This is a genomic window from Streptomyces sp. NPDC102278 (assembly GCF_044766345.1).
Lineage (GTDB): Bacteria > Actinomycetota > Actinomycetes > Streptomycetales > Streptomycetaceae > Streptomyces.
This window is the reverse complement of record NZ_JBIWLV010000011.1, coordinates 130,330-150,531: the sequence shown is the minus strand read 5'-3', so window position 1 is coordinate 150,531 and position 20,202 is coordinate 130,330. Positions and strand designations below refer to the sequence as shown.

At 73.8% G+C, this 20,202-nt stretch carries 21 protein-coding genes; 6 read left to right on the top strand and 15 right to left on the bottom strand.

Annotation, left to right across the window (positions count from 1 at the left end; translation table 11 throughout):
- Positions 1-144 precede the first annotated feature (144 nt).
- On the top strand, positions 145-1,293 hold the full coding sequence (locus ACIRO3_RS25350) for an acyl-CoA dehydrogenase family protein (RefSeq protein WP_404140798.1): 1,149 nt from the start codon (positions 145-147) through the stop codon (positions 1,291-1,293).
- A 19-nt stretch (positions 1,294-1,312) separates the two neighbouring features.
- Here ACIRO3_RS25350 and ACIRO3_RS25345 read toward each other — a convergent pair whose 3' ends face one another.
- Positions 1,313-2,404: a sugar ABC transporter permease gene (locus ACIRO3_RS25345; protein WP_404140600.1), complete on the bottom strand. Its 1,092-nt coding sequence runs from the start codon at positions 2,402-2,404 to the stop codon at positions 1,313-1,315.
- Entirely contained in the window at positions 2,401-3,558 is a 1,158-nt protein-coding gene (locus ACIRO3_RS25340; RefSeq protein ID WP_404140597.1) for an MFS transporter, read from the bottom strand. Before ACIRO3_RS25340 ends, ACIRO3_RS25345 begins: the two co-directional genes overlap by 4 nt.
- Positions 3,559-3,859: 301 nt before the next feature.
- On the opposite strand from ACIRO3_RS25340, the gene ACIRO3_RS25335 reads away from it, so the two are divergent.
- From ACIRO3_RS25335 to ACIRO3_RS25320, 4 genes are all read left to right on the top strand, one after another.
- Positions 3,860-4,594, top strand: a complete 735-nt coding sequence (locus ACIRO3_RS25335; RefSeq protein ID WP_404140594.1) for a hypothetical protein — start codon at positions 3,860-3,862, stop codon at positions 4,592-4,594.
- Positions 4,595-4,738: 144 nt separating this feature from the next.
- A complete protein-coding gene (locus ACIRO3_RS25330; protein WP_366147982.1) occupies positions 4,739-5,338 on the top strand; it encodes a sigma-70 family RNA polymerase sigma factor in 600 nt (199 codons plus the stop codon).
- 179 nt (positions 5,339-5,517) lie between these two features.
- A complete protein-coding gene (locus ACIRO3_RS25325; protein ID WP_404140591.1) occupies positions 5,518-6,315 on the top strand; it encodes a 3-hydroxybutyrate dehydrogenase in 798 nt (265 codons plus the stop codon).
- Positions 6,316-6,559: 244 nt separating this feature from the next.
- Positions 6,560-6,946 carry a VOC family protein gene (locus ACIRO3_RS25320; RefSeq protein ID WP_404140588.1) on the top strand — a complete coding sequence of 129 codons (387 nt, stop codon included), beginning with the start codon at positions 6,560-6,562 and terminating at the stop codon, positions 6,944-6,946.
- Between the two features lie 329 nt (positions 6,947-7,275).
- On the opposite strand, the gene ACIRO3_RS25315 is transcribed toward ACIRO3_RS25320, so the two are convergent.
- The gene (locus ACIRO3_RS25315; protein WP_361771862.1) at positions 7,276-7,569 is read right to left on the bottom strand and encodes a hypothetical protein; all 294 of its coding nucleotides are present in this window, start codon (positions 7,567-7,569) and stop codon (positions 7,276-7,278) included.
- 222 nt (positions 7,570-7,791) lie between these two features.
- Here ACIRO3_RS25315 and ACIRO3_RS25310 point away from each other — a divergent pair, with 222 nt between their 5' ends.
- Positions 7,792-8,028, top strand: coding sequence for a hypothetical protein (locus tag ACIRO3_RS25310; protein WP_361771863.1), 237 nt, complete (start codon positions 7,792-7,794; stop codon positions 8,026-8,028).
- 203 nt (positions 8,029-8,231) lie between these two features.
- On the opposite strand, the gene ACIRO3_RS25305 is transcribed toward ACIRO3_RS25310, so the two are convergent.
- From ACIRO3_RS25305 to ACIRO3_RS25250, 12 genes are all read right to left on the bottom strand, one after another.
- Complete coding sequence (locus ACIRO3_RS25305) at positions 8,232-9,425, bottom strand: Gfo/Idh/MocA family protein (RefSeq protein WP_404140584.1); 1,194 nt, start codon at positions 9,423-9,425, stop codon at positions 8,232-8,234.
- Positions 9,426-9,577: 152 nt separating this feature from the next.
- Positions 9,578-10,432, bottom strand: a complete 855-nt coding sequence (locus ACIRO3_RS25300; protein WP_404140581.1) for a class I SAM-dependent methyltransferase — start codon at positions 10,430-10,432, stop codon at positions 9,578-9,580.
- 107 nt (positions 10,433-10,539) lie between these two features.
- Positions 10,540-10,971: a hypothetical protein gene (locus tag ACIRO3_RS25295; protein WP_361771866.1), complete on the bottom strand. Its 432-nt coding sequence runs from the start codon at positions 10,969-10,971 to the stop codon at positions 10,540-10,542.
- A 215-nt stretch (positions 10,972-11,186) separates the two neighbouring features.
- Positions 11,187-12,434 (bottom strand): cytochrome P450, encoded by a 1,248-nt coding sequence (locus ACIRO3_RS25290; protein WP_404140578.1) that lies wholly within the window; start codon positions 12,432-12,434, stop codon positions 11,187-11,189.
- A 23-nt stretch (positions 12,435-12,457) separates the two neighbouring features.
- On the bottom strand, positions 12,458-13,849 hold the full coding sequence (locus tag ACIRO3_RS25285; protein WP_404140576.1) for an NAD(P)/FAD-dependent oxidoreductase: 1,392 nt from the start codon (positions 13,847-13,849) through the stop codon (positions 12,458-12,460).
- On the bottom strand, positions 13,842-14,087 hold the full coding sequence (locus tag ACIRO3_RS25280) for a ferredoxin (RefSeq protein WP_361771935.1): 246 nt from the start codon (positions 14,085-14,087) through the stop codon (positions 13,842-13,844). Before ACIRO3_RS25280 ends, ACIRO3_RS25285 begins: the two co-directional genes overlap by 8 nt.
- A gap of 104 nt (positions 14,088-14,191) precedes the next feature.
- Positions 14,192-14,824, bottom strand: a complete 633-nt coding sequence (locus ACIRO3_RS25275) for a hypothetical protein (RefSeq protein WP_361771869.1) — start codon at positions 14,822-14,824, stop codon at positions 14,192-14,194.
- 110 nt (positions 14,825-14,934) lie between these two features.
- Positions 14,935-16,017 (bottom strand): polyprenyl synthetase family protein, encoded by a 1,083-nt coding sequence (locus tag ACIRO3_RS25270; protein ID WP_404140573.1) that lies wholly within the window; start codon positions 16,015-16,017, stop codon positions 14,935-14,937.
- A 54-nt stretch (positions 16,018-16,071) separates the two neighbouring features.
- Positions 16,072-16,890 (bottom strand): anti-sigma factor domain-containing protein, encoded by an 819-nt coding sequence (locus tag ACIRO3_RS25265; RefSeq protein ID WP_404140570.1) that lies wholly within the window; start codon positions 16,888-16,890, stop codon positions 16,072-16,074.
- Positions 16,887-17,495: an ECF RNA polymerase sigma factor SigK gene (sigK, locus tag ACIRO3_RS25260; RefSeq protein ID WP_361771872.1), complete on the bottom strand. Its 609-nt coding sequence runs from the start codon at positions 17,493-17,495 to the stop codon at positions 16,887-16,889. The genes ACIRO3_RS25265 and sigK overlap by 4 nt, the downstream gene beginning before the upstream one ends.
- 147 nt (positions 17,496-17,642) lie before the next feature.
- A complete protein-coding gene (locus ACIRO3_RS25255) occupies positions 17,643-18,107 on the bottom strand; it encodes a hypothetical protein (RefSeq protein ID WP_404140567.1) in 465 nt (154 codons plus the stop codon).
- Between the two features lie 97 nt (positions 18,108-18,204).
- On the bottom strand, positions 18,205-20,052 hold the full coding sequence (locus ACIRO3_RS25250) for a VanW family protein (RefSeq protein ID WP_404140564.1): 1,848 nt from the start codon (positions 20,050-20,052) through the stop codon (positions 18,205-18,207).
- Positions 20,053-20,202 lie beyond the last annotated feature (150 nt).

Genomic DNA, 20,202 nt, shown 5'->3' with positions numbered 1-20,202 from the left:
CGAAGGAAAGCGGTGCGGAGCGAAGTGGTGGACGACGGGGTGAGCGGCGCGGTGGACCGGACGGTTGTGCACGCCGGTGTGGGCGCGGTGGACGATGCGGGTGTGGACGCGGTGGGTGGCGGACAGGGCTCGGGGCCGCTCGAAATCGACCCGGAGACCGAGGCGTTGAGGGTGCGGGTCGCCGAGTTCGTCCGGCGCCGGGTGTACCCGCAGGAGGGCGTGCTGGACGCCGGCGGCCCGGCGGCCGCGGCCGCGCTGCGGAAACTGAACGACCTGGCCAGGGCGGAGGGGTTGTGGGCGCTGCCCCTGCCGGTCGCGACGGGGGGCCAGGGACTCCCGCTGGCCCGGTACGCCCGGATCGCCGAGGCCGAGGGGGCGAGTGATCACGGGCCGGCGGCGCTGGGGTCCGCGTCGCTGCTCGACGTCACGATGCTCCTGCGGCACGGCTCGGCGCGCGTGCGCGGCTTGTACCCGGAGCGGCTCACCGCCGGGGAGTGGCGCGCCTGTTACGCCATGACCGAGCCGGACAGCCCCGGCACCGACCCCTCGCTCACCTCGACGCGCGCCGTGCGGGAGGCGGGCGGCTGGGTCGTGACCGGCCGCAAGTGGTTCACCTCGGGCGCCGCGGAGGCCGAACTCGTCACGGTCCTGGCCCGTACGGACGGGGAGCCGGGCGACCGCGAGGGCCTGTCGCTGTTGGTGGTTCCGACATCCTCCCCGGGCTTCCGGGTGGTGCGCGAACTGCCCGTGTTCGGCGCGTCCGGTCAGTGGGAGATCGAGTTCGACGGGGTCCGGGTGCCGGGCGACCACCTGCTCGGCGCACCCGGCCAGGCCCTGACCATCGCGGGGGAACGCCTGCGGCTCGGTCGTACCCTGCGCTGCCTGCGCTGGCTCGGTCAGGGCCGGCGCGCCTTCGACCTGATGTGCGCGCGGGCCGCCTCCCGCACCGGGTCGCGGGGACCACTCGGCGCGCAACAGCTCGTCCAGTCCCATGTGTTCGAGGCGCTGTTGGCCCTGCGCGGAACGCGCCCGCTGGTGTACGAGGCCGCCGACAGGATCGCCGCCGGGCTGGACGCGCACGTGGAGGTCGGGTTGGCGAAGGTGGCCGCCGCGCGCATGCTCCAGCAGGTGACGGACTCGGCCATCCAGGTCCACGGCGCGACGGGGCTCGGTCCCGACACCCCGCTGCCCGCCCTCTTCCGCACCGGGCGCGCCGCCCGGATCCTGGACGGCCCGGACGAGGTGCACATCGGCGCGGTGGCCCGCCGGGTGCTGCGCGACCACCGGGCCTGAGCGGGCCCGGCCGGGCGGGTCACAGCCCTCGGACGTCGACCCGCCCGGTCAGCGCGGCCAGCCCCACCGCGAGGAAGAAGTCGCCCCAGACCAGCTCGTGCCGGGTCGCGACGTCCCGCCCCGCGTCGTGGCAGCCGTCCAGCAGCATGCCCGCGGGGCGGTTCCCGCCGGCCCGTGTCAGGTGGGCGTCGGTCAGCCGGCGCAGGATCGCCACGGCCCGCTCCCGATGCCGCCCGGCCAGGGGCCCGGCGGCGTGCCCCAGTTTGAGCAGGGCGACGGCCGTGATGGCGGCGGCGGAGGTGTCCAGCGGGCCGCCGGTCCCGGACTCGTGGCCGCTCTCGCGGTCGTACGGTACGAGGCGCGCGGCGGCTCGCGTCGGCCCGCGGGCCAGCAGCTCGGCCGCGGCCGCGCACCGTCGCCTGGTCCCCGGCGGAACGGCGGGGCGGTGCACCGCGTCGGCCGCGGCGAGCAGCAGCCAGGCCCGACCCCGGCTCCAGCCGACGGGCGGGTCCTCGCGTACCCGCGGGCCCGTCTCCCGCTCGAACTGCCAGGCGGGGAGCACGACGCCGTCCCCGCGCAGGCAGAGGTCGAGGTGCCGTTCGAGGTGGGCCGCGGCGGCCCGCTCCCCGGCGGGGCCGGCCGCGGCGAGCAGCGGCGCCATCCCGGGCGCCCCGTCGACCCGGACCAGCGTGCGGGGGCCGCCGAAGGCCGACCCCCAGGGCACCGCGCCGAGTTCGGGGTCGAACGCGGCGGCGCAGGCCCGGGCCGCCCGGATCCGCAGCTCCCGTGCCACGGCGTCGTCGGCGGCGAGCGCGGTGCCGTACCAGAGGATCAGCCCGCGGGTCGCGGTGTCGGCGGCCACCCATTCGGCGAGCCGCGCCGTGCACGCGGCGGCGGCGGCCCGGTCCTCCTCGGCCCCGGTGCGCCGGGCCAGGAGCCACAGCAGCCCGGCCCAGAACCCGCCGGTCCACGCGCCCCGGGCGGTGGTGACCCACCGGCCCGTGTCCGGGTCGGCGTGCAGCGGGAACCGCTCCCCGACCTCGGCGCGGGTGCCGGCCACCCGCCCCAGCACGTCGTCCAGCGCCGCGTCGGCCCATCGGGGCCCGATCACGTCGTCACCGCGGCCCGGGCGCGCGCACGGCGCTCCCGTACCGCCCAGGCGGTCGCGACGGCGCAGGCGGCCGCGAACTCGGCGGCGACGAGCAACCACCCGGCGCCGTACCGGCCGGTCTCCGCGAGCACGCCGAACAGCGGCGGGCCCACCGCGAACCCGGCGAAGAACCCGGCCGAGACGAGCGCCGAGTCCTGTCCGGCCCGCCCGGGGCCGGCCCGCTGCATCACCAGCACCATGGACACGGCGTTGCCCGAGACGGCGAACACACCGACGGCCACCGCCGCCACCCAGACCAGCGGGGCCGTCCGGAGGGACGCGGCCAGCAGCCCGGCCGCCACCACCGCGCCGGCCGCCAGCAACCCGGGCAGCCACTCGGCCCGCCCGGGCCGGGCCGCCTTCGCCCAGCCGATGCGGCCGACGATGCCCGCGGCTCCGAGCACCGCCACGAGGGCGGCGGCCGTCGTGGCGCCCATGCCGAGCCGCCGGACACCGAACAGGGCGACGTAGGTGTTCACGGAGGCGATCCCGCAGCCGAGCAGGACGGAGAAGACGGTGAGCCAGGCGATGGCGCCCCGGGGTACCGCCGAGAACCGCGAGGGGGCGGCGGGTGCGGGCGGGTCGGCGGGCAGCGCGCGCCAGGCCCACAGGGCCACGACGGCGGCGGCCGCGGCGGCGGTCCACACCGCGACCCGCCATCCCACTCCGCCGGCGAGCGCCGCCAGCGGCAGCCCGGCGGCGAAGGCCCCCGCCTGGACCCCGGATTGCTTCGTCCCGGTGACCGCGCCGCGCCGGGCCGGGGGGACGGCGGTCAGGATCGCCTTGTTGGTGGCGGGGTTGGCCAGTGCCTGGGGCAGTCCGCCCAGGGCGACGGCGGCGAGCAGGAACCCGGTGCCGGGCGCGGAGCCGATCAGCGCGAGCGCCCCGCCGGAGACGAGGAGCAGGAGCACCAGGGACCGGCGTGGCCCGATCCGGTCGACGAGCCGACCGCCGAACGGCGAGAGTACGGCCGCCGTACCGAAACCGATGGTCGTCGTCAGGCCCAACACGGTCGTCGACACGTGCAGTTCGTCCACCAGCCGTGGTCCGAGCGCGCCGAGCAGGAACAACTGGAGCATGGAGAACGCCATGGAGCAGGTGAGGAGGGCCGTCAACCGGTGCTCCCCCCGTGGTGGTTGCCCTTCCCGCGCCGCCTGCTCTCGATCCGCCACCCGTTGCCCCGTTCCTCGATCGGCCGTCCGCCCGCCCGCCCGCCCGGTCGCCCGGTCGCCCGGTCAGTCATGTCGCCCCGTCGGTCATCCGGTCGACGCTGCGGTCGGGACAGGAGTCGAGGGAGCCGACTCCGTGGTTCCGGAGCCCTGTTGTGGCCTGCGCCACACCACTTTTTGTCAGGTCGGGGCAAGTTCGGGCGCTCCCCTGGGGATGCCGTGAAGGGAATGCGACGATGAGCCCGCCATGACACCGGGTCGATGTTGCCGAGCGTTGCGGGCCGCGATGTTCGCGGCCACCTGCGTGCTGCTCGCGGCCGTCGGACACGTCCTCATGTCGGACAGGGCCGTCCCCTGGTGGGCCATGGCCGCCGGGTTCGCCGGCGTCGGGGCGAGCGCCTGGATCCTCGCCGGCCACGAACGGGGCCTGTTCTCCGTGACCTCGGCGGCGGTCGCCGCCCAAGGCGCCCTGCACTACGGGTTCTCGCTGGTCCAGGCGGGAACCGCCACCACCGGCGGGGCCCTCGCCCACCCGCCGGGGACGCTGTCCCACGGCGCGGTCACGGCCCACGGCGCCGTCATGGCCCACACCGGCCACCACATGGCGGGCGCGGTTCCCCCGGGTACCGCGACCGCCGTGGACGGGGCGACGGGAATCCCCGTGCCCGGCGGCGCGGCCGGGATGAACGCCATGGCCCCGATGGCCGACGTCTCCTCGACCGGGATGCTCGCCGCCCACCTGCTCGCCGCCCTGCTGTGCGGCCTCTGGCTCGCCTACGGCGAGCAGGGCGCGTTCCGCGTGCTGCGCGCCGTGGTGCGCCGGATCCGTCTCCCTCTCGGGCTCCTCTTCCACCTTCCCCCTCCCGCGCACCGGCCCCGGGTCCGCACCCGTCGCGACCACCGGTCCCGGCCGCTGCGCGGTCTGCTCCTCGTCCACGCCATCACCTCACGGGGCCCGCCTCCGGGGACCGCTGTCAACTGACAGCCGGCTCCCCGGACCGCGACGGCCCCCGGCCGCGCGTACCGGGCATCGGTCCTGCCGTCCGGCGGGCCGTACCCCTCACCGGCGCCGCCGCCGCCGATCGGCGCGGCGGCACATCCCGGATTCCCGGAAGGACATCAGGCGATGACCCCTGCCCTGCTCCCCCGCCCGATCACCGCCGAGACCGCGCCCGCGCGACACACCGCCGGATCGGACGAGCCCACCACGCGGCTCGCGCTCGCCGCCCGTGACGGCGACCCGGACGCGGTGGACCGCTTCGTCCGCGCCCTCCAGCGCGACGTGTGGCGCTACGTCGCCTACCTCAGCGCGGACCCGCAGGCCGCGGACGACCTCACCCAGGAGACGTTCCTGCGGGCCCTGGGCAGCCTGCACCGCTTCGAGGGGCGGTCGTCCGCCCGTACCTGGCTGCTGTCCATAGCGCGGCGCACGGTGGTCGACAACCTCCGGTACAAGGCCGCCCGGCCCAGGCTCTCCGGGCGGGACGACTGGCAGACCGCGGCCGAACAGACCCAGCCGTTGGATCTGCCGGGGTTCGAGGACGGCATCGCGCTGGCGGAGCTCCTCGGCGCGATTCCCGCCGAACGCCGGGACGTCTTCGTCCTCACCCAGGTACTGGGACTCCCCTACGCGGAGGCCGCCGTGGCCCTGGGCTGTCCGATCGGCACCGTCCGTTCGCGGGTGGCGCGTGCCCGCACGTCCCTGATCGCGCTGCTGCGCGCGTAGGGGCTGTCTCCCTGATCCGGCCTGATCCGAAAAACAGACCCCAGTCGACGCGGGCCGGCGACCACCCGGTCACCGGCCCGCGCGCGGCCGCCGCATGGGCGGTCGCACCATGTCGCGGGCCCGGACTGTGTGGTGCGGCGCCATGGGCGGAGGGCGGCCGCCGTCCCTAGTGTTCCCGCATGACGAGCAGACTTTCCCTCCCCCATCCCCCACCGGCCCCGGACCCGGCCGGCACGGATCCGCGGGGGCGGGTCGCGCTGGTGACGGGCGGCGGCAGCGGCATCGGCCGGGCCTGCGCCGTCGCCCTCGCCGCGGCCGGCGCGACGGTGCACGTCGTCGACATCGCGCGGGAGCCGGCCCGCGAGGTCGCGGCGGCGATCGGCGGCCGGGCCCACACCGCGGACCTGGCCGACCCGGCGGCCATCTCCGCGCTGCCCACCCACGTCGACATCCTGGTCAACTGCGCGGGTCTCCAGCACGTCGCCCCGATCACCGAGTTCCCCCCGGAACGCTTCGCCCTCATCCAGCAGGTGATGGTCACCGCGCCCTTCCTGCTCCTGCGTCACGTGCTGCCGCACATGTACGCGGGCGGCTGGGGCCGGGTGGTCAACATCTCCAGCGTGCACGGGCTGCGGGCCAGCGCGTACAAGTCCGCCTACGTGGCGGCCAAACACGCCCTGGAGGGGCTGAGCAAGGTCACCGCGATCGAGGGGGCCGGCCACGGGGTGACCAGCAACTGCGTCAGCCCCGGCTACGTCCGTACGCCCCTGGTGGAGGGGCAGGTCCGGGACCAGGCCGCGGCCCACGGGGTGAGCCCCGAGGACGTCCTGTCGGACGTGCTGCTCGCCCGCTCGCCGATCAAGCGGCTCATCGAGCCGGAGGAGGTCGCCGCGGCGGTCCTGTGGCTCTGCGGCCCCCACACCGGTTACGTCACCGGCACCTCGGTCTCCTTGGACGGTGGCTGGGGCGCGAACTGAACGCGGTGATCGTGCCCGGCGGCGCTGCGGGGAGGCGGGTCGCGCGCCCGCCCGGCGGCCCGACACGCCAAACGGACCCTCGGATCTCGGGGTCCGGGGGTCCGTTCTCGCGCCATCATGTGCCATGGCCCCGCGCCCGGTCGGGACTCCCGCCGGACCGGCTGCGATTCTCACCCCTTCGGCCACCCCACGGCAGTTCGGCCGCGGCCCGGCGGACTGCCCCGACAGGACTGGACGCGTCTGCATGGTGCACGTACTCGCCGGCAGGATCCTGCTGACACCCACCGACCCCGAACGCTCCCGCGCCTTCTACGGCGAGGCCCTGGGGCTCGCCGTCCACCGGGAGTTCGGCACCGGACCCGAGCGGGGGACCGTCTACTTCCTGGGCGGCGGCTTCCTGGAACTCTCGGGCCGCGCCGACACCCCGCCCGCGCCCGGGCTTCGACTGTGGCTCCAGGTCGCGGACGCGCAGGAAACCCACGAGGAGCTGCTCGGCCGGGGCGTCGAGGTGCTGCGTCCCCCGCTGCGCGAGCCCTGGGGCCTGATCGAGATGTGGATCGCGGATCCGGACGGAGTGCGGATCGCCGTGGTGGAGGTGCCCGCCGACCATCCACTGCGGTTCCGTCCCTGAGGCCGTACCGCGACGTACGCGGCGTACGCGGCGTACCCGGCGTATCCCGGTCCAGGACGAGCGCCGCCCGAGCCGGGCAGGGTACCCCTGTAGCCCTCGGTGACGGGAGGTCACGCCGCGTCATCAGGCCCGCGCGCCTACAGCCCGCGCCCTGACGGCCCGGCGCGGCGTCCCCTCGGCGCTCCGAGCTCCGGGCGGCGGAGGAGCGGGTACGCCTGGCGGTGGCCCGGATCACCCGTTCGGCCCCAGGGCGGGCAGCGGGGAGCGACGGGGCCGCCCCGTACGGCGGCCGGGTCCCGGTCCGCGAGGGGCTCGGCCGCCGTACGGGATCACGCGACGCGTCTGGCCCAGTGGCGGGGAACTTCGGCTCCCCGACCTGCGCGTACCGTCTCGACCACAGCCTGATGGAGGTCCCGGCTCTCTTCTTCCGAGATGCACTCCACCGGGCTGCCGGACAGGGTGAACCAGTCCGAGGAACCGCTGTACTGCACCGCCACCTGTGCCCGCGCGCCCGTCCAGGTCGTGTGCACGGTCAGGTTCCCGGAGATGACGCCCACCTCCGTGGTGCGGACACCGCCTGCCTCCGGGTAGATCCCCGTGGTCGTCCATGAGGCCCAGGCCATTCGGCACCCACCTCCTTCCTGCAGCGATCGGCGAGACGTCGGAGGCGGGACTCGGGGCCTGCGCACCGGCCGTCCACGATCACCACCGGCGTCCCCGCTCAAACCTCCACCACCTCATTTCCCTCCTCTTGGTCTACCCCCATTGGCCCCATCGCTCACAGGGGGCTCTCATGGAAAGCACGCCGGTCCCGCTGCCCGCGTCGAGCACGGAAGGGTACGCCCATGTACGAAATGCGCGCCGAGTCCACCTCCGACCGCCACCAACTGCTGTGGCACGTGATCGCCAAGGAAGCGACCCTCAACACCCTGTGCGGCTTCCAGCTCGGTCCTGACCAAGCCGCGAAGGCGATGACCGAGCCCGGCTCGGAGCGGTACTGCGCTCCCTGCATGGACGCCTTCGGCAAGGCCGTGCACCGCTCCACGAGCCCTGCCCTCTCCCCCACGAGCACGGGCGACTAGGTCGTCTCTTTCGGATCTTGTCGGTCGGGGTCGCGGTATCCGGTGCCGTGCCTGGCAAGGCGGAGGGGCACCCGTGTACTGGACGTACTCGGGTGCCCCGACAACGCCGCCAGGGGCGGCACCGGGCGCCGCGACCCCGGCAAGATCCGAAAGAGACGACCTACCCCGCCCCCGACCGCGCGCCCGGGCTCCGGTGCGCGCGGTCAACCGGCGTCGGGGCGCCGGCCCTGTTCGAAGTACGCCGCCGGCCCCGGATCGAGCGGGGGTACCCGTCGCGGAGTACCCCCGTCCCGCAGTGATTCGGTGGCGAGGCAGCCCGCCGCGACCGCCATGCGGGCCGCGACGGGTGAGGTGTCGGTCGGTCCCCCGTGGCGGGCGAAGCGCAGGAACTCGTCGATCAGGAGCGGATCGGCGCCGCCGTGCTCGCCGCCGCCCGAGGGGGCGGCGATGGCGTGGGAGGCGTCCGGGGCGGCCCGGTACCCGGACCGCCGGCTGTTCCAGACCCGTACCTCGCCGCCCGGGATGTCACCGAAGTTCTCCAGACGACCGGCGTCACCGATGACGGTGTAGTTGCGCCAGTAGTCGGGGGTGAAGTGGCACTGCTGGTAGGCGGCCAGGACGCCGTTGGCGAGCCTCAGGTTCAGCAGCGAGACGTCCTCCACGTCGATGACCGGATTGAGGCCGCGCTGGGTGTGCGGCGGCCAGTGCCCGTCCTCGGTGTACCAGTCCTCGTGTTTGGGTTCGCCGTGGGCGCGGCGGTGCGGGTTCTCTCCGTAGACCATCAGGTCGCCCATCGCCTGCACGTCACGGGTGTAGGACCCCGCGAGCCAGTGCAGGACGTCGATGTCGTGCGCCGCCTTCTGGAGCAACAGACCGGTGGTGTGACGACGTTCGGCGTGCCAGTCCTTGAAGTACCAGTCCCCGCCGTAGCCCACGAAGTGGCGGACCCAGATCGTCCTGACGCGGCCGACGGTGCCGCGCTCGATGAGCTCGCGCATCAGCCGCACCACGGGCATGTGCCGCATGTTGTGGCCGACGTACAGCCGTGTGCCCGTTTCGCGGGCGGTGCGCAGGATGGTGTCGCAGCCGGCCACGGAGATGTCGAGGGGTTTCTCGACGAACACCGGTTTGCGGGCCCTGAGGACCCGGCAGGCCAGGTCGGCGTGCGTGTGGTCGGGGGTGAGGACGAGGACGGCGTCGGTTCCGGGGTCCTCGATCACCGTGAGGTGGTCGGCGGTGACGCGCGCGTCCGGGAACGCCGCCGCGGCGGCCGCCCGGGCGCGCGGATCGGGGTCCGCGACGGCGGTGACGGCGGCGCCCCGGCCGGGGCGGTGGGCGGTGCGCGCGAGGCTGCCGCGCAAGCCGTATCCGAGGACACCGATACGGATGTCGGTCAAGGTCGGCTTCCTTCGCGTCGGGCGTGGTCCCGGCGCAGGCGCCGGCGGGCCTCGTGACGCTTCCCCTCACCGGCGCACCACAACCGGGCGCGTTCGGCCGTCGGGAGCGTGCACCGGGGCGCGTGCACCCGGGCCCGTTCACCCGGGCGCGTTCACCCGGGCGCGGGATCGCGCCGGCCCCAGGCGGTGAGCATGCCGGCCGACAGGTCCGCGCAGTCGGGCGAGTCGAGGTACGCGATCGCCGCGTCGACGGTCGCGTCGTCCACCTGCCCCGTCGCCACGATCGCCGCTCTCGCCCGCTCCCATGTGTCGGCCCAGAAGCGGCTGATGGGGCTCCCGGGCAACAGTGGGGGCACCCGGATCTCCGCTCCCACACGGGTGAGTCCGGCGGCGTGCAGCAGGTGCGGATGGTCCGTGATCCGGGAGACGTCGGTGCCGATGGTGTCCCGCAGCCCCCGCCACATGGCCCGCATGACCCGGGTGTACGGCGTCGGGTCCGCGCCGCTCGGGTCGACGCCGTTCGGGTCGAAGGCGTCGCTGATGACCAACCAACCTCCTGGCAGCAGGAGTTGGGCGAGACCGGAGATCAGGCGCGGGCGTTCGCGAAGGTGCATGAGGACGAACCGGGCGTGCACCAGGTGGAACCGGCGGCCGGGGTCGAAGTCCGCGGCGGTGATGTCCGCTTCCATGACGTCGAGTCCGGGGACGGGGTGGGCGGTCAGGAAGCGCACGTCACGGTCGACGGCGAGGACGGAGTCGACGTTCTTCTCCCGCAGCAGTCGCCTGCCGACCGTTCCCGTTCCGGCGCCCAGGTCGAGGCAGTTCCATCCCGGTCCGACCCCGAGGTCGCGCAGGCGGGCCAGGGTGACGTCGTCGTAGGTGAGGGCTCCGAGGTCGATGCGGTCGCCCTCGCCGTCCAGATCGGGCGGGAAGACGTCTTCGCCGTACCGGCCCGCGGTGCGGGGCCCGGGTCTCGGCCCGTCGGGGGGCCTGGCTTCTGCGCACACGTGCAAGTCACCGCCGTTCCAACGGGGTTCGGAGCCGGTCCGGCGAGAGCCGCCGGGGGTCCCGGCGGCTCTCCTCGGTTCTGGCTCTCCTGGTTCGGCTCGCTCGGTCAGCAGGTGAGGCCGCTCTTGGCGGACTTCGTCGCGTCGTCCAGGGTCATCACGCTCGGGGCGAGCTTGCTCGCGGCGTCCTTGCCGGTCGTGTCGCCGGGCAGGCCCTCGTAGGCCTTCTTCAGGTCCTCGGCGGCCTTCTTCACGGAGTCCTTCTTCGCGGCGTCCCAGGTGGCCGTGGACTTGTCCACTTCCGACCAGCTCTTCTGGACGTCGTCGTACGCTTCCTTGATCTGGTCCTTGGTGGCGTTCGCAGGGTTGAGCGCACGCAGAGCCGCGGTGTCGGAGTTGAGTTCGGTCAGGTTGGTGCACAACTCCGCCGCGGCGCTGCTCGGGTCGTCACTCGGGTCCGCGAACGCCGCGGACGCTCCTGAGGCGGCCAGGACGATCGTGGCCGCGGTGGCCACGGCTGTGCTCAGAATGCGCTTCATGTTGTGATTCCCCTCTTCGGGATCCTTGCCGGGATGAAGCCCCGCTCCCCCGTTCCCCGAGCTCCCCGGCTATCCACGTTGGCATGGGGCGAGCCCGCCCGCAATCGCGGACCGGCTCGGACCGCGGTCGCCCGAACATGCCGAAACCGCCGGTGACCAGGGCGGACACCGGCGGTTCGACAGGTTCGACAGGTTCGACAGGTTGGCGGGGCCCCTCAGGGGCGGATCCCGTCGCAGGTGATCTCCAGGTGGCGAGGACCGCGCAGTACCGCGTTCCGGCGGTAGGGCGGCGGGTCCTCGACGAGTCGGGGGTTGTCCAGGCGGCGGGCCAGTTCACTGAGCGCGAGTTGGGCCTCCAGGCGGGCCAGCGGCGCGCCGAAGCAGCTGTGGATGCCGCTGCCGAGTCCCAGGTGCTGGATGTCCTTGCGGTACGGGTCGAAGCGGTCGGGGTCCTCGAAGCGGTTCGGGTCCCGGTTGCCCGAGGCCAGGATCAGCCACATCGACGAGCCCTTGGGAATGGTGACGCCGCGGACCTCGATGTCGACGAGCGGGGTCCGCTGCGGGAGCAGTTGCACCGGGGGCTCGTAGCGCAGCAGTTCCTCCACCAGCGGCACGGCGAGCTCCGGGTTCTCGCGCAGGTCCGCCAGGACGTCCGGGTGGCGCAGCAGCGTGAGCATGCCGTTGGTGATGAGGTTGACGGTGGTCTCGTGGCCGGCGATGAGCAGCAGGGCGGAGGTGCTGAGCAGTTCCATCGTGCTCATCGTGTCGTCCTGGCCGTGTCCGGCGGCCAGTTCGGAGAGCATGTCGTCCTGGGGGTTCTTGCGTCGTTCCTCGATCAACCCGGCCAGGTACATGCCCAGTTCCATGCGGGCGTCGTGGGTGACCCGGAGCCGCTCGGCGGGGTCGGCGTCCGGGTCGGGGTCCAGGCCGGCGGCGATGGTGTCGGCCCAGGTGTGGAAGCGGGGCTCGTCCTCGCGCGGCACGCCCAGCAGCCGACAGATCATGGTGACGGGGAACGGATAGGCGAACTGGTCCACCAGGTCGATGCGGCCGGGGTCGCCGAGGTTGTCGATGAGGCCGGTGACGATGCCGTGGAGGTCGTCGCGCATGTTCTCGATGCGGTGCGGGGAGTGCGGCGGCCCGAAGGGCCGGTTGGTCATCCGTCGCAGTCGGTCGTGCTCCGGGGGGTCGAGCTTCAGGAAGCTCGGGGGCAGCGCCGCCTCCTCGCCCCCGCCCCCGCCCTCGCCGTCGGCCAACGGGTCGCCGGCCGCCGCGGCGAGGTTGTGGGCGTCGGAGCTGAGCCGCGGGTCGTGCAGCAGGCTCTGGATGTCGTGGTAGGTGCTGATGACGTACGGCCCGGTTCCGTCGTGGAAGACGGGGGTCTTGCGCAGTTCCTCGTACAGGGGGTAGGGGTTCGCGCGGTTCGAGTAGTCCAGGATCTGCTTCAGGATGCCTTCGGCCATGTCGGTCCTCCGGGGCGTGCGGGTCAGTGCCCGGCGGGGGTGAAGGTCATCCGGCGGTCGGCCGGCGAGTACCCGCTGAGGGTGATGGTGGGGCCGTGCGTGGGCACGGAGGGGTCGGGGAAGTCCGCGGGGATGGGGCGCTGCCCGTCGGAGCGCCGGTCGACCGTGGGGAACGGCGGCGGGAAGGGCGCGGTCGCCTCGATCTGCTGCTCGTAGAACTGGAGCCAGCGGCAGTTGTCGAAGGTGACCGCGCCGATGACGCGGCCCTGGTAGCCGTAGACGCCGGTGAAGCGGCGCTCGGCGCGCGAACCCTGGGTGAACATGATCTCGGTGCCCATGGAGGGCACGCCGACCGACTTGATGTTCACTCCGAACTGCGAGGACCAGAAGGCCGGCACCCAGATGTGGGGGCGCCGGTCGCTGCTTTCGCTGAGCATGTTGTGCGCGGCCGTCTCGGCCTGGGCGACGGCGTTGCCCCAGTGCTCCAGCGACAGGAACTGGTAGCCGAACAGCGGGTGCGGGGAGCGTGCCACGTCGCCCGCCACGTAGATGTCGTCGGTGACGATGCCCCGGATGTCGAAGACCCGACAGCCGGCGTCGCAGGCGATGCCGCGCGGGCCCGCTCCGAGGCCGGAGCCGGCCAGCCAATCGGTGTTGCGCTGGGCGCCGAGGGAGACCACCACGACGTCGCACTCCAGGGTGGTGCCGTCCGAGAAGTGGGCGGCGCGGACCCGTCCGGTCGCGTCGCCCTCCAGGCGGGTGACCATGACGCCGGTGCGCAGGTCGACGCCGTTCTCCCGGTGCATTTCGGCTGCCACCGCGCCGATCACCCCGCCGAGCGCGCCGACCAGGGGGGCGTCGCCGCGCTCGGCGACGGTGACCTCCAGGCCGCGTTCGCGGCAGGCCGAGGCGATCTCGGAGCCGGTGAACCCGGCGCCGATGACCAGGACCCGCTTGGGGCCCGCGTCGAGGCGGCGGGCCAGGCCCGCCCCGTCGTCGCGGGTGCGGAGTACGAAGACCCCGTCGAGTTCGCCCTCGACCTCGTTCGGCCAGGGCCGGGCGCGGACGCCGGTGGCGATCATCAGGCGGTCGTAGGGCACCTCGTCGCCGTCGGCCAGCTTGACGCGCCGGGCCGCCATGTCGAGCCCACTGGCCGCCACGCCCAGTCGCCACACGGCGTCGATCTCCCGGCGGCGGGGCAGCGCGGTGTGCTCGGCGGTGGCCCTGCCGAGCAGGACCTGCTTGGACAGGGGCGGCCGGTCGTACGGTTCGTGGGGTTCGTCGCCGATCATCGTGAGCGTTCCCTGGAAGCCCTTGTCCCGGAGCGTCTCGGCGGCGCGCAGACCGGCCAGCGACGCGCCGACGACGACGATCCGTCCCTCGCGCTTCAGCTGGTCCAGGGACCCGTCATGCATGGGGGGCCTCCCCACCGCTCGCGGCGGTCCGTCCCGCGGCGGCCATGTCCATCTCGTCCACGAGGATCGCCTGCACGGGGCAGGCGGCGACGGCCTGGGCCACGCGCTCGCGCTGGGCCTCCTCGGCCGCCGGGTCGTAGAGCAGTCCTTCGTCCCCGTGCATCGCGAAGACGTCGGGCGCGAGGAATGCGCACTGGGCGTACCCCTGGCACCGGTTCAGGTCGACGACAAGCCTCAACAAGGTGCGGTCCTTTCGGTGACCCCCGCGGCTACCGGATCCAGCGTGCGCGGCGGCGCCGGTCACGGCGCGTCCGGAAAGCCATTGGGGTGAGGCGGGACGCGTCAGGCGGGGCGGCGGCCCGCCCGCAGGATGTACGCGCTGACGAGCAGGGCCCAGGCCGGGAAGACCATCTCGGACCACGGCAGGTTGGAGCCGAACACCAGCAGGACCAGGCCGACGGCGTAGCCGAGCAGGGTCAGCGGGCGAGGGAAGACGCCGAGCTTGCGCCCCATGGTCGAGGTGGCGAAGACGAAGACGGCGGCCATCCGCATCGCGTAGGTCGTGAGCAGGGTGTACGCGAAGTGCCGGCCGAAGTCCTGGGGCTGGGTGGCTTCCAGTACCGTCCCGGCGGCCGCGGCGGCCCCGAACAGCGAGGCGACGAAGACCAGGCCGCTGCCCAGGAAGGCGGTGGCGACGAACCGGTCCTCGGAGTCGCCGGTGTGGGCGCGCAGGGCGCCCATGAACCAGAGGAAGGCGATGCCGGCGAACGGTACGAGTTCCACCGCCGTGGTGACGGCGCTCCGTTGGCCCGAGGTGACGGCGACGTCGTCGCCGCCCGCCCCGGCGGGCAGACCGATCCGGGCGAGCACGATCGCCGCCGCCAGCAGCAGGGCGAAGACGATGCCCGCCAGTCCCGCGGCGCGCGGGCTGCTCAGGCTCTGTGCCGGGATCGCGCCCGGTGGTCCCTGTCTCATGGCTCCAGCAAGCCGGGCCCGGGCCCGGTGTGCCAGCGGGGCCGGGCGGTCGGGTGACGGGAGGGACCTTCCGGGCGGGCGGCGCGCGGGCGAGCGGCCGGTTGGGCGGGTCAGCCCGTCCGGTCCATGCTCCACATCGGCAGGGTGCGGAAGAAGGCGACGGCTTCCGGGCGCCAGTACGCCTCCCAGGAGGCGGCCTCCGCGGCGGCGGCCTCCGCGTGGGAGCGCATCTCCTCGCGCAGCCGCCGGTCCGCGCCGGAGCGGCGGGCGATGTCCCGGATCCGGGCGATCGTGGCGTCGGTGCAGTGCGGGTCGCCGAGCGCGGATTCCACGAGGGCCGCGTCGGACCCGGTCGCGCGGGCGAGTACCGCGGCGACCGCGTAGGTGCGTCGGCCGGATCGGATGTCGGCCCCCGTCGACTTGCCGAGCCCCGCGTCATCGCCGAACAGGTCGAGGTGGTCGTCGCGCATCTGCTCGGCGATCCCCACCAGGCGTGCGTACCGGTGCAGCCGGTCGTGGTGCGGCGCGGGATCCTCGCCCGCGGCCAGCAGTCCCATGGTCAGCGGCGCCAGGAGCGAGTAGCGGGCGCTCTTGAAGTCGGTGACGGTGTGCAGGAACTCCTCGTCGGGCCGGGCGTGGGTGTCGCGCTCCAGGTCCACGATCTGTCCGACCACCGTCTCCGCCGCGGTCCGCAGCTGTACGCCCAGGAGGCTCTGGCGGAGTTCGGCGGGAACGTCGGCCTCCAGCAGGACCTGCATCGAGAGGAACGCCGCGAGGTCCCCGGCGAGCACGGCCAGGCCGAGGGCGGTGGGGGCGTGGTCGGGGAACTCCTCGCGGTAGGCCTGGTGGGTGGAGGGCCCGCCGCGGCGCAGGGGCGCGTCGTCGATGATGTCGTCGTGGACGAGCCCGTGGGTCTGCAGCAGTTCGATGCTCAGGGCGGCTTCCGTCAGTCCCGGCACCTCGTCGGTGGTGACCAGCCGGGCCGCCTCGTGGAGGAGGACGACGCGCAGGCGCTTGCCTCCGCGCAGGGACAGGTCCCGCAGGAGTTCCAGGCACCGGGGGGCGAACCCGCTCAGCGGCGGGGTGTCGAGCCGTTGGCCGAGGGTGTCGAAGTACCGCGCGAAGTGCGCGTCGAACCGGCGGCGGTGTCCGGATATCCGTTCCAGGGTGGTGGCGGTGGCCGTGGCGTCCATGAAGATCAGTATCGGGTGTGCGCCGACGCTCCCGGAAGCCGGCGGCACCCGCGCTCAGGCGGGGATGTCGATGACGCCGACCGGTTCGGTGGTGGGACCCACGGAACCGGCGGCGGATTCGATCGTGACGCCGACGGAGGTCGCCCGGTCGACGGGCCCGTCCAGGAGTTTGACGTGCCAGTTGTCGCCGCCCCGCAGGGTGCCGGCCGGGCGGGTGGTGCCCGCGTCGTCGTACCAGAGCTTGTACACCTGGTCGTCGGGGAGCTTCGGCAGCCCCGAGGCGATGAAGGCGGCCCTGCTCTCGCTGCGGGAGACGATCACGCAGCCGGTGGCCCCGTCCTCGAACCGGGCGGCGCTGACCTTCGCGTCGGGGGCCGCGAGCACGTCGGCGAGTTCCGCGACGGGGCCGGTGCGGCGGGTGGACTCGATGAGGCTGCTCCGTGCCTGTACGGCCTCCTGGTGCTGCCACAGGGCGATGCCGCCGAAGCCGACCGCCGCGGCCAGACACGCCGCGAGGACCCAGCGCCCGCGCCGCCCCGGACGGCCCGGGCGGGCTCCCGGGCGGGTCTGCGGCCAGGCCGCGCCCGGGGCGTGGAGGGCGACGGGGGCCGGCGGCGGCACGACGACCGGCGGCAGGGCGGGCTCCTGGGGGGTGCCCGCGATCCGTTCGAGGACCGTGCGGCGCAGGTCGGCGGGGGGCGACACCGGGGGCGTGCCGCACAGGTCGGCGACGACCGGGGTCAGCGCGGCGGCTTCGCGGCGGCAGGACACGCAGCCGGCCAGGTGCCGCGCGAAGGCGGCTTCCTCGTCGGGCGCCATGGCGTGCAGGAGGTACGCGCCGAGAGGGGCGTGGGGGTCGGGCGCGATGCTCATCGGGATGCCTCCAGACAGTCGCGCAGCCGGTGCAGTCCGTCGCGGAGCCTCGATTTGACCGTGCCCTCGGGCGACTCCAGCGAGCGGGCCACCTCCCGGTAGGTCATCCCCTCGTAGAAGGCCATCCGTACCGCCTGCCGCTGGGGGGCGCTCAGGCCGTCCAGGCAGCGGCGCACCTGCCGGTACTCCTCCCTGCCCTCGACCTCGTCCGCCACCTCGTCGAAGGCGGGCATCCGGTCGAGGAGGGCCGCCTTCTCCTCGCGCGCCCCCCGGGCCTGGGCGGACCGTACGCGGTCCACGGCCCGGCGGTGGGCCAGCACCATCACCCAGGCCTTCGCGGTGCCGAGTTCCGGGCGGAACCGGCCGGCGGTGCGCCACACCTCGATCATCACCTCCTGGGTCACCTCGGCCGCCTGGTCCTCGTCCCGCAGGACCCGGCAGACCAGCCCCATCACGGGCCCGCACATCGCGTCGTAGAGGGGGGCGAAGGCTTCTCCGTCGCCGTGGGCCACCCGCAGGAGCAGCTCGTCCGGCCCGTCGGCCGGGCCGTCGCTCACGTCGTCCGGGCTGTCCGCCCTTTCGGTCCTGTCGGTCCTGTCCGCCATCAGAGGTCCCGTGCTCCTTCGGGTGCACCGGCTTCCGATCCCATCACCGTTGGGGGCCGGGCGCATCCGGAGGGGCGGGGGAAAAGAGCGACGAGGGCCCGCGGCGCGGGCCCTCGTCAACCAACCGTCGTGCGGGAGAAACAGCTGTCAGCGGTGCTTGTACGAGCAGTCCCAGTGCCCCTTGACCCAGTCCTTGTCCCAGTGGCCGGAGACGTACACCCACTTCCAGTGGCCCTGGCCGCCTCGCCAGGAGTCACCGTGGTCCTGGTCTTGGCCCTGGCCGCGGTCCCGGTCGCGGTCCCACTTGCCGTTGCCGTCGCCGTGTCCGTTCCCGTTGCCGTCGCCGTGTCCGTTCCCGTTGCCGTTGTCGTGCTTCCAGTGGTCCTTGACCCAGCGCTTCTCCCAGTGGCCCTTGACCCACCGCTTCTCCCAGTGGGCCTTCTTCCAGACGCACTGCTCGCCGCGGTCCCCGGTGACGGAAGCCCCCACGGTCTGTGTCGCGGCCGGCGCGGCCATCGCGGGGGCCGCGGCTCCGAGCGCCGCGCCGCCGACGAGTACGCCGGTCGAGGCCACGGCCACCGCCATGTGTCTGACACGGATGGGAACGGACATGGATCCCACCTCCTCGCCCTCACCCGAGTGAGAGCAGTGAGTGATGTGACACAAGTAATTCGATGCAGGCGGTGGGTCTGGATGGGATGAGTTCGCGTCAGGTTCGGCGCGCCGAACCCGTGACGGGGGACGCGGTCGCCTCCGCGGCGGCCGGTGCCGCCGGAGCGGACGAGCCCGTCGGGGTGGTCGGCGCGGTCGGGGCACCCGAGGGGGCGGGGGTCTGGGGGGTGCAGGTGACCTCGTCGCGCGGGGTGTAGTGCGTCGTGTACGTCTCCCGCTTGGCCTCCTGACCGCCCTGCACGAAGACGCGGTCGACGGCCACGTCGAAGCCCTCCAGCGGGGTCTGCACCTCACAGGTGGGGCCGGATCCGGTGCGCTTGCCCGGGGGCGTGATCGCGGTGCGCGGGCCCTGGGTGGCGCGTATCTCGTCGTACTTCTTCGTGCCGAGGAAGCTGATGGTCAGCGAGGTGTCGGTGGACCGGGCCTGGATGTAGATCGCGTGGCCGGAGTCGTTCTTCCAGCGCAGGTCGAGCGTGCCCCAGGCGACGGTGGCCTCGCGGCCCTCGGGGTAGCGCTCGATGTAGAAGGAGTGGGCGCCGTGCTCCAACGGCTTGACGCCGGCGAAGAACAGGGCGTTGTACATGGTCGTCGCGACGGCCGAGACACCGCCGCCGGGCGATTTCACGTACTGCCCGTCATTGATCATGATCCCGTCGACGAACCCGTTCTCCTTGGTGCGCTCGCCGACCGTCTTGTTGAAGCTCCAGGTCTCGCCGGGCATGACGACGGAGCCGTTGATCAGGTCCACCGCCCGGCCTATGTTCGTGGTGCGGTAGGGCGCGGCGGGAAAGTCGACCGTGAAGGACGACATCTTCTCCTTGATCCCCAGGCGCTGCGCGTCCTTGGCCGTCAGGGCCGGGTGAATCGGCGTCCCGCTGAGCTCGGCGGTGCGGGCGGCGGCGCCGGTGCGGGTCAGCAGCGGTTCGACGGCCGCGCCGAGGGCCTTGTCCGTGACCTTGGTCCCGCTGCGTCCGTCGGACGCGAGGACCGCCCGGTCGGCGGAGTCGACCCGGAACGTGGCGTTGCGCGGCTCGGGGGTGGCGGCGTCCACCTGGTGGGCGACCGCGGGGTCGGCCAGCAGGGACTTGGCGTCGAGTCGGGGCTTCAGGCGGCCCTGGCCGTCGGCATCGACGTCCAAGTGGTCGCCGAGCACGGCCGGCGATATCGATATCGGCCGGCCCGCGAGGTTGAGCGTGACGGGACCGGACATCGCGGGCGCGGCGAACTCACGCAGCGCGCGATCGGTCTCCCGGCGGTCTATGGCCGGGTCCGTCCGGTCGACGGGGAGGACGACGGGGCCGGTCTGCGGGCCCAGGTAGGCGGCGCGCACGGCCCGCGCCACGCCCTCGGCGCGCAGTGCGACGCCGGTGACGGGCTGGGTGACCTGCGGCTTGCCGTCGCTGAAGGTGATGGCGCCGTCGCGGGCCTTGCGGTCGCCGGCGACGAGCCGGTCGACCGCGGCGGCGCTCTCGGCCTCGTCCACGCGGGTCACGGGCTCGACGGCGCGTTCCCGGGTCGGAGCGAAGAGTCGCCCGATGACGGTGAACGGGTCGGATCCGGTGTCCGCGGCCTGGTCGACGGTGGCCGCGGCGTCGAGGGACAGGCCGAAGGAGGCCGGGGCGATCCGCTCCGTCCGGTCGCCGATCCGCAGCTCCAGGGGGGTGGTGGCGACCGGGCCGAGCGTGCGGTCCAGGGCCGCCTCGGCCTCCGTGCGGCTCATTCCGCCGATGTCGACACCGTGGACGCGCGTGCCGTCGGCGACGGAGTCGCCCGTCAGGATGAGACCGGTGGCGTAGAGACCTCCGAAACCGAGGACGGCGGCTCCGCCCGCCAAGGTCAGGGCGATCCGCAGGTTGCGGGGCGTCCGGCGGTTGTCACGTCGCATGTCTCTCCCGGTGGCGGTGGTTCTGGGTACGCGGTGGTTCCGGTACGTCGAAGCGGCGCCTGGCACCCCACCCGAAAACCTGAAACGCGCCAGACCACTGACCAGCATGAAGGAGATAGCCGCCATATCGGGCAAAATGTGCCCGTTCTC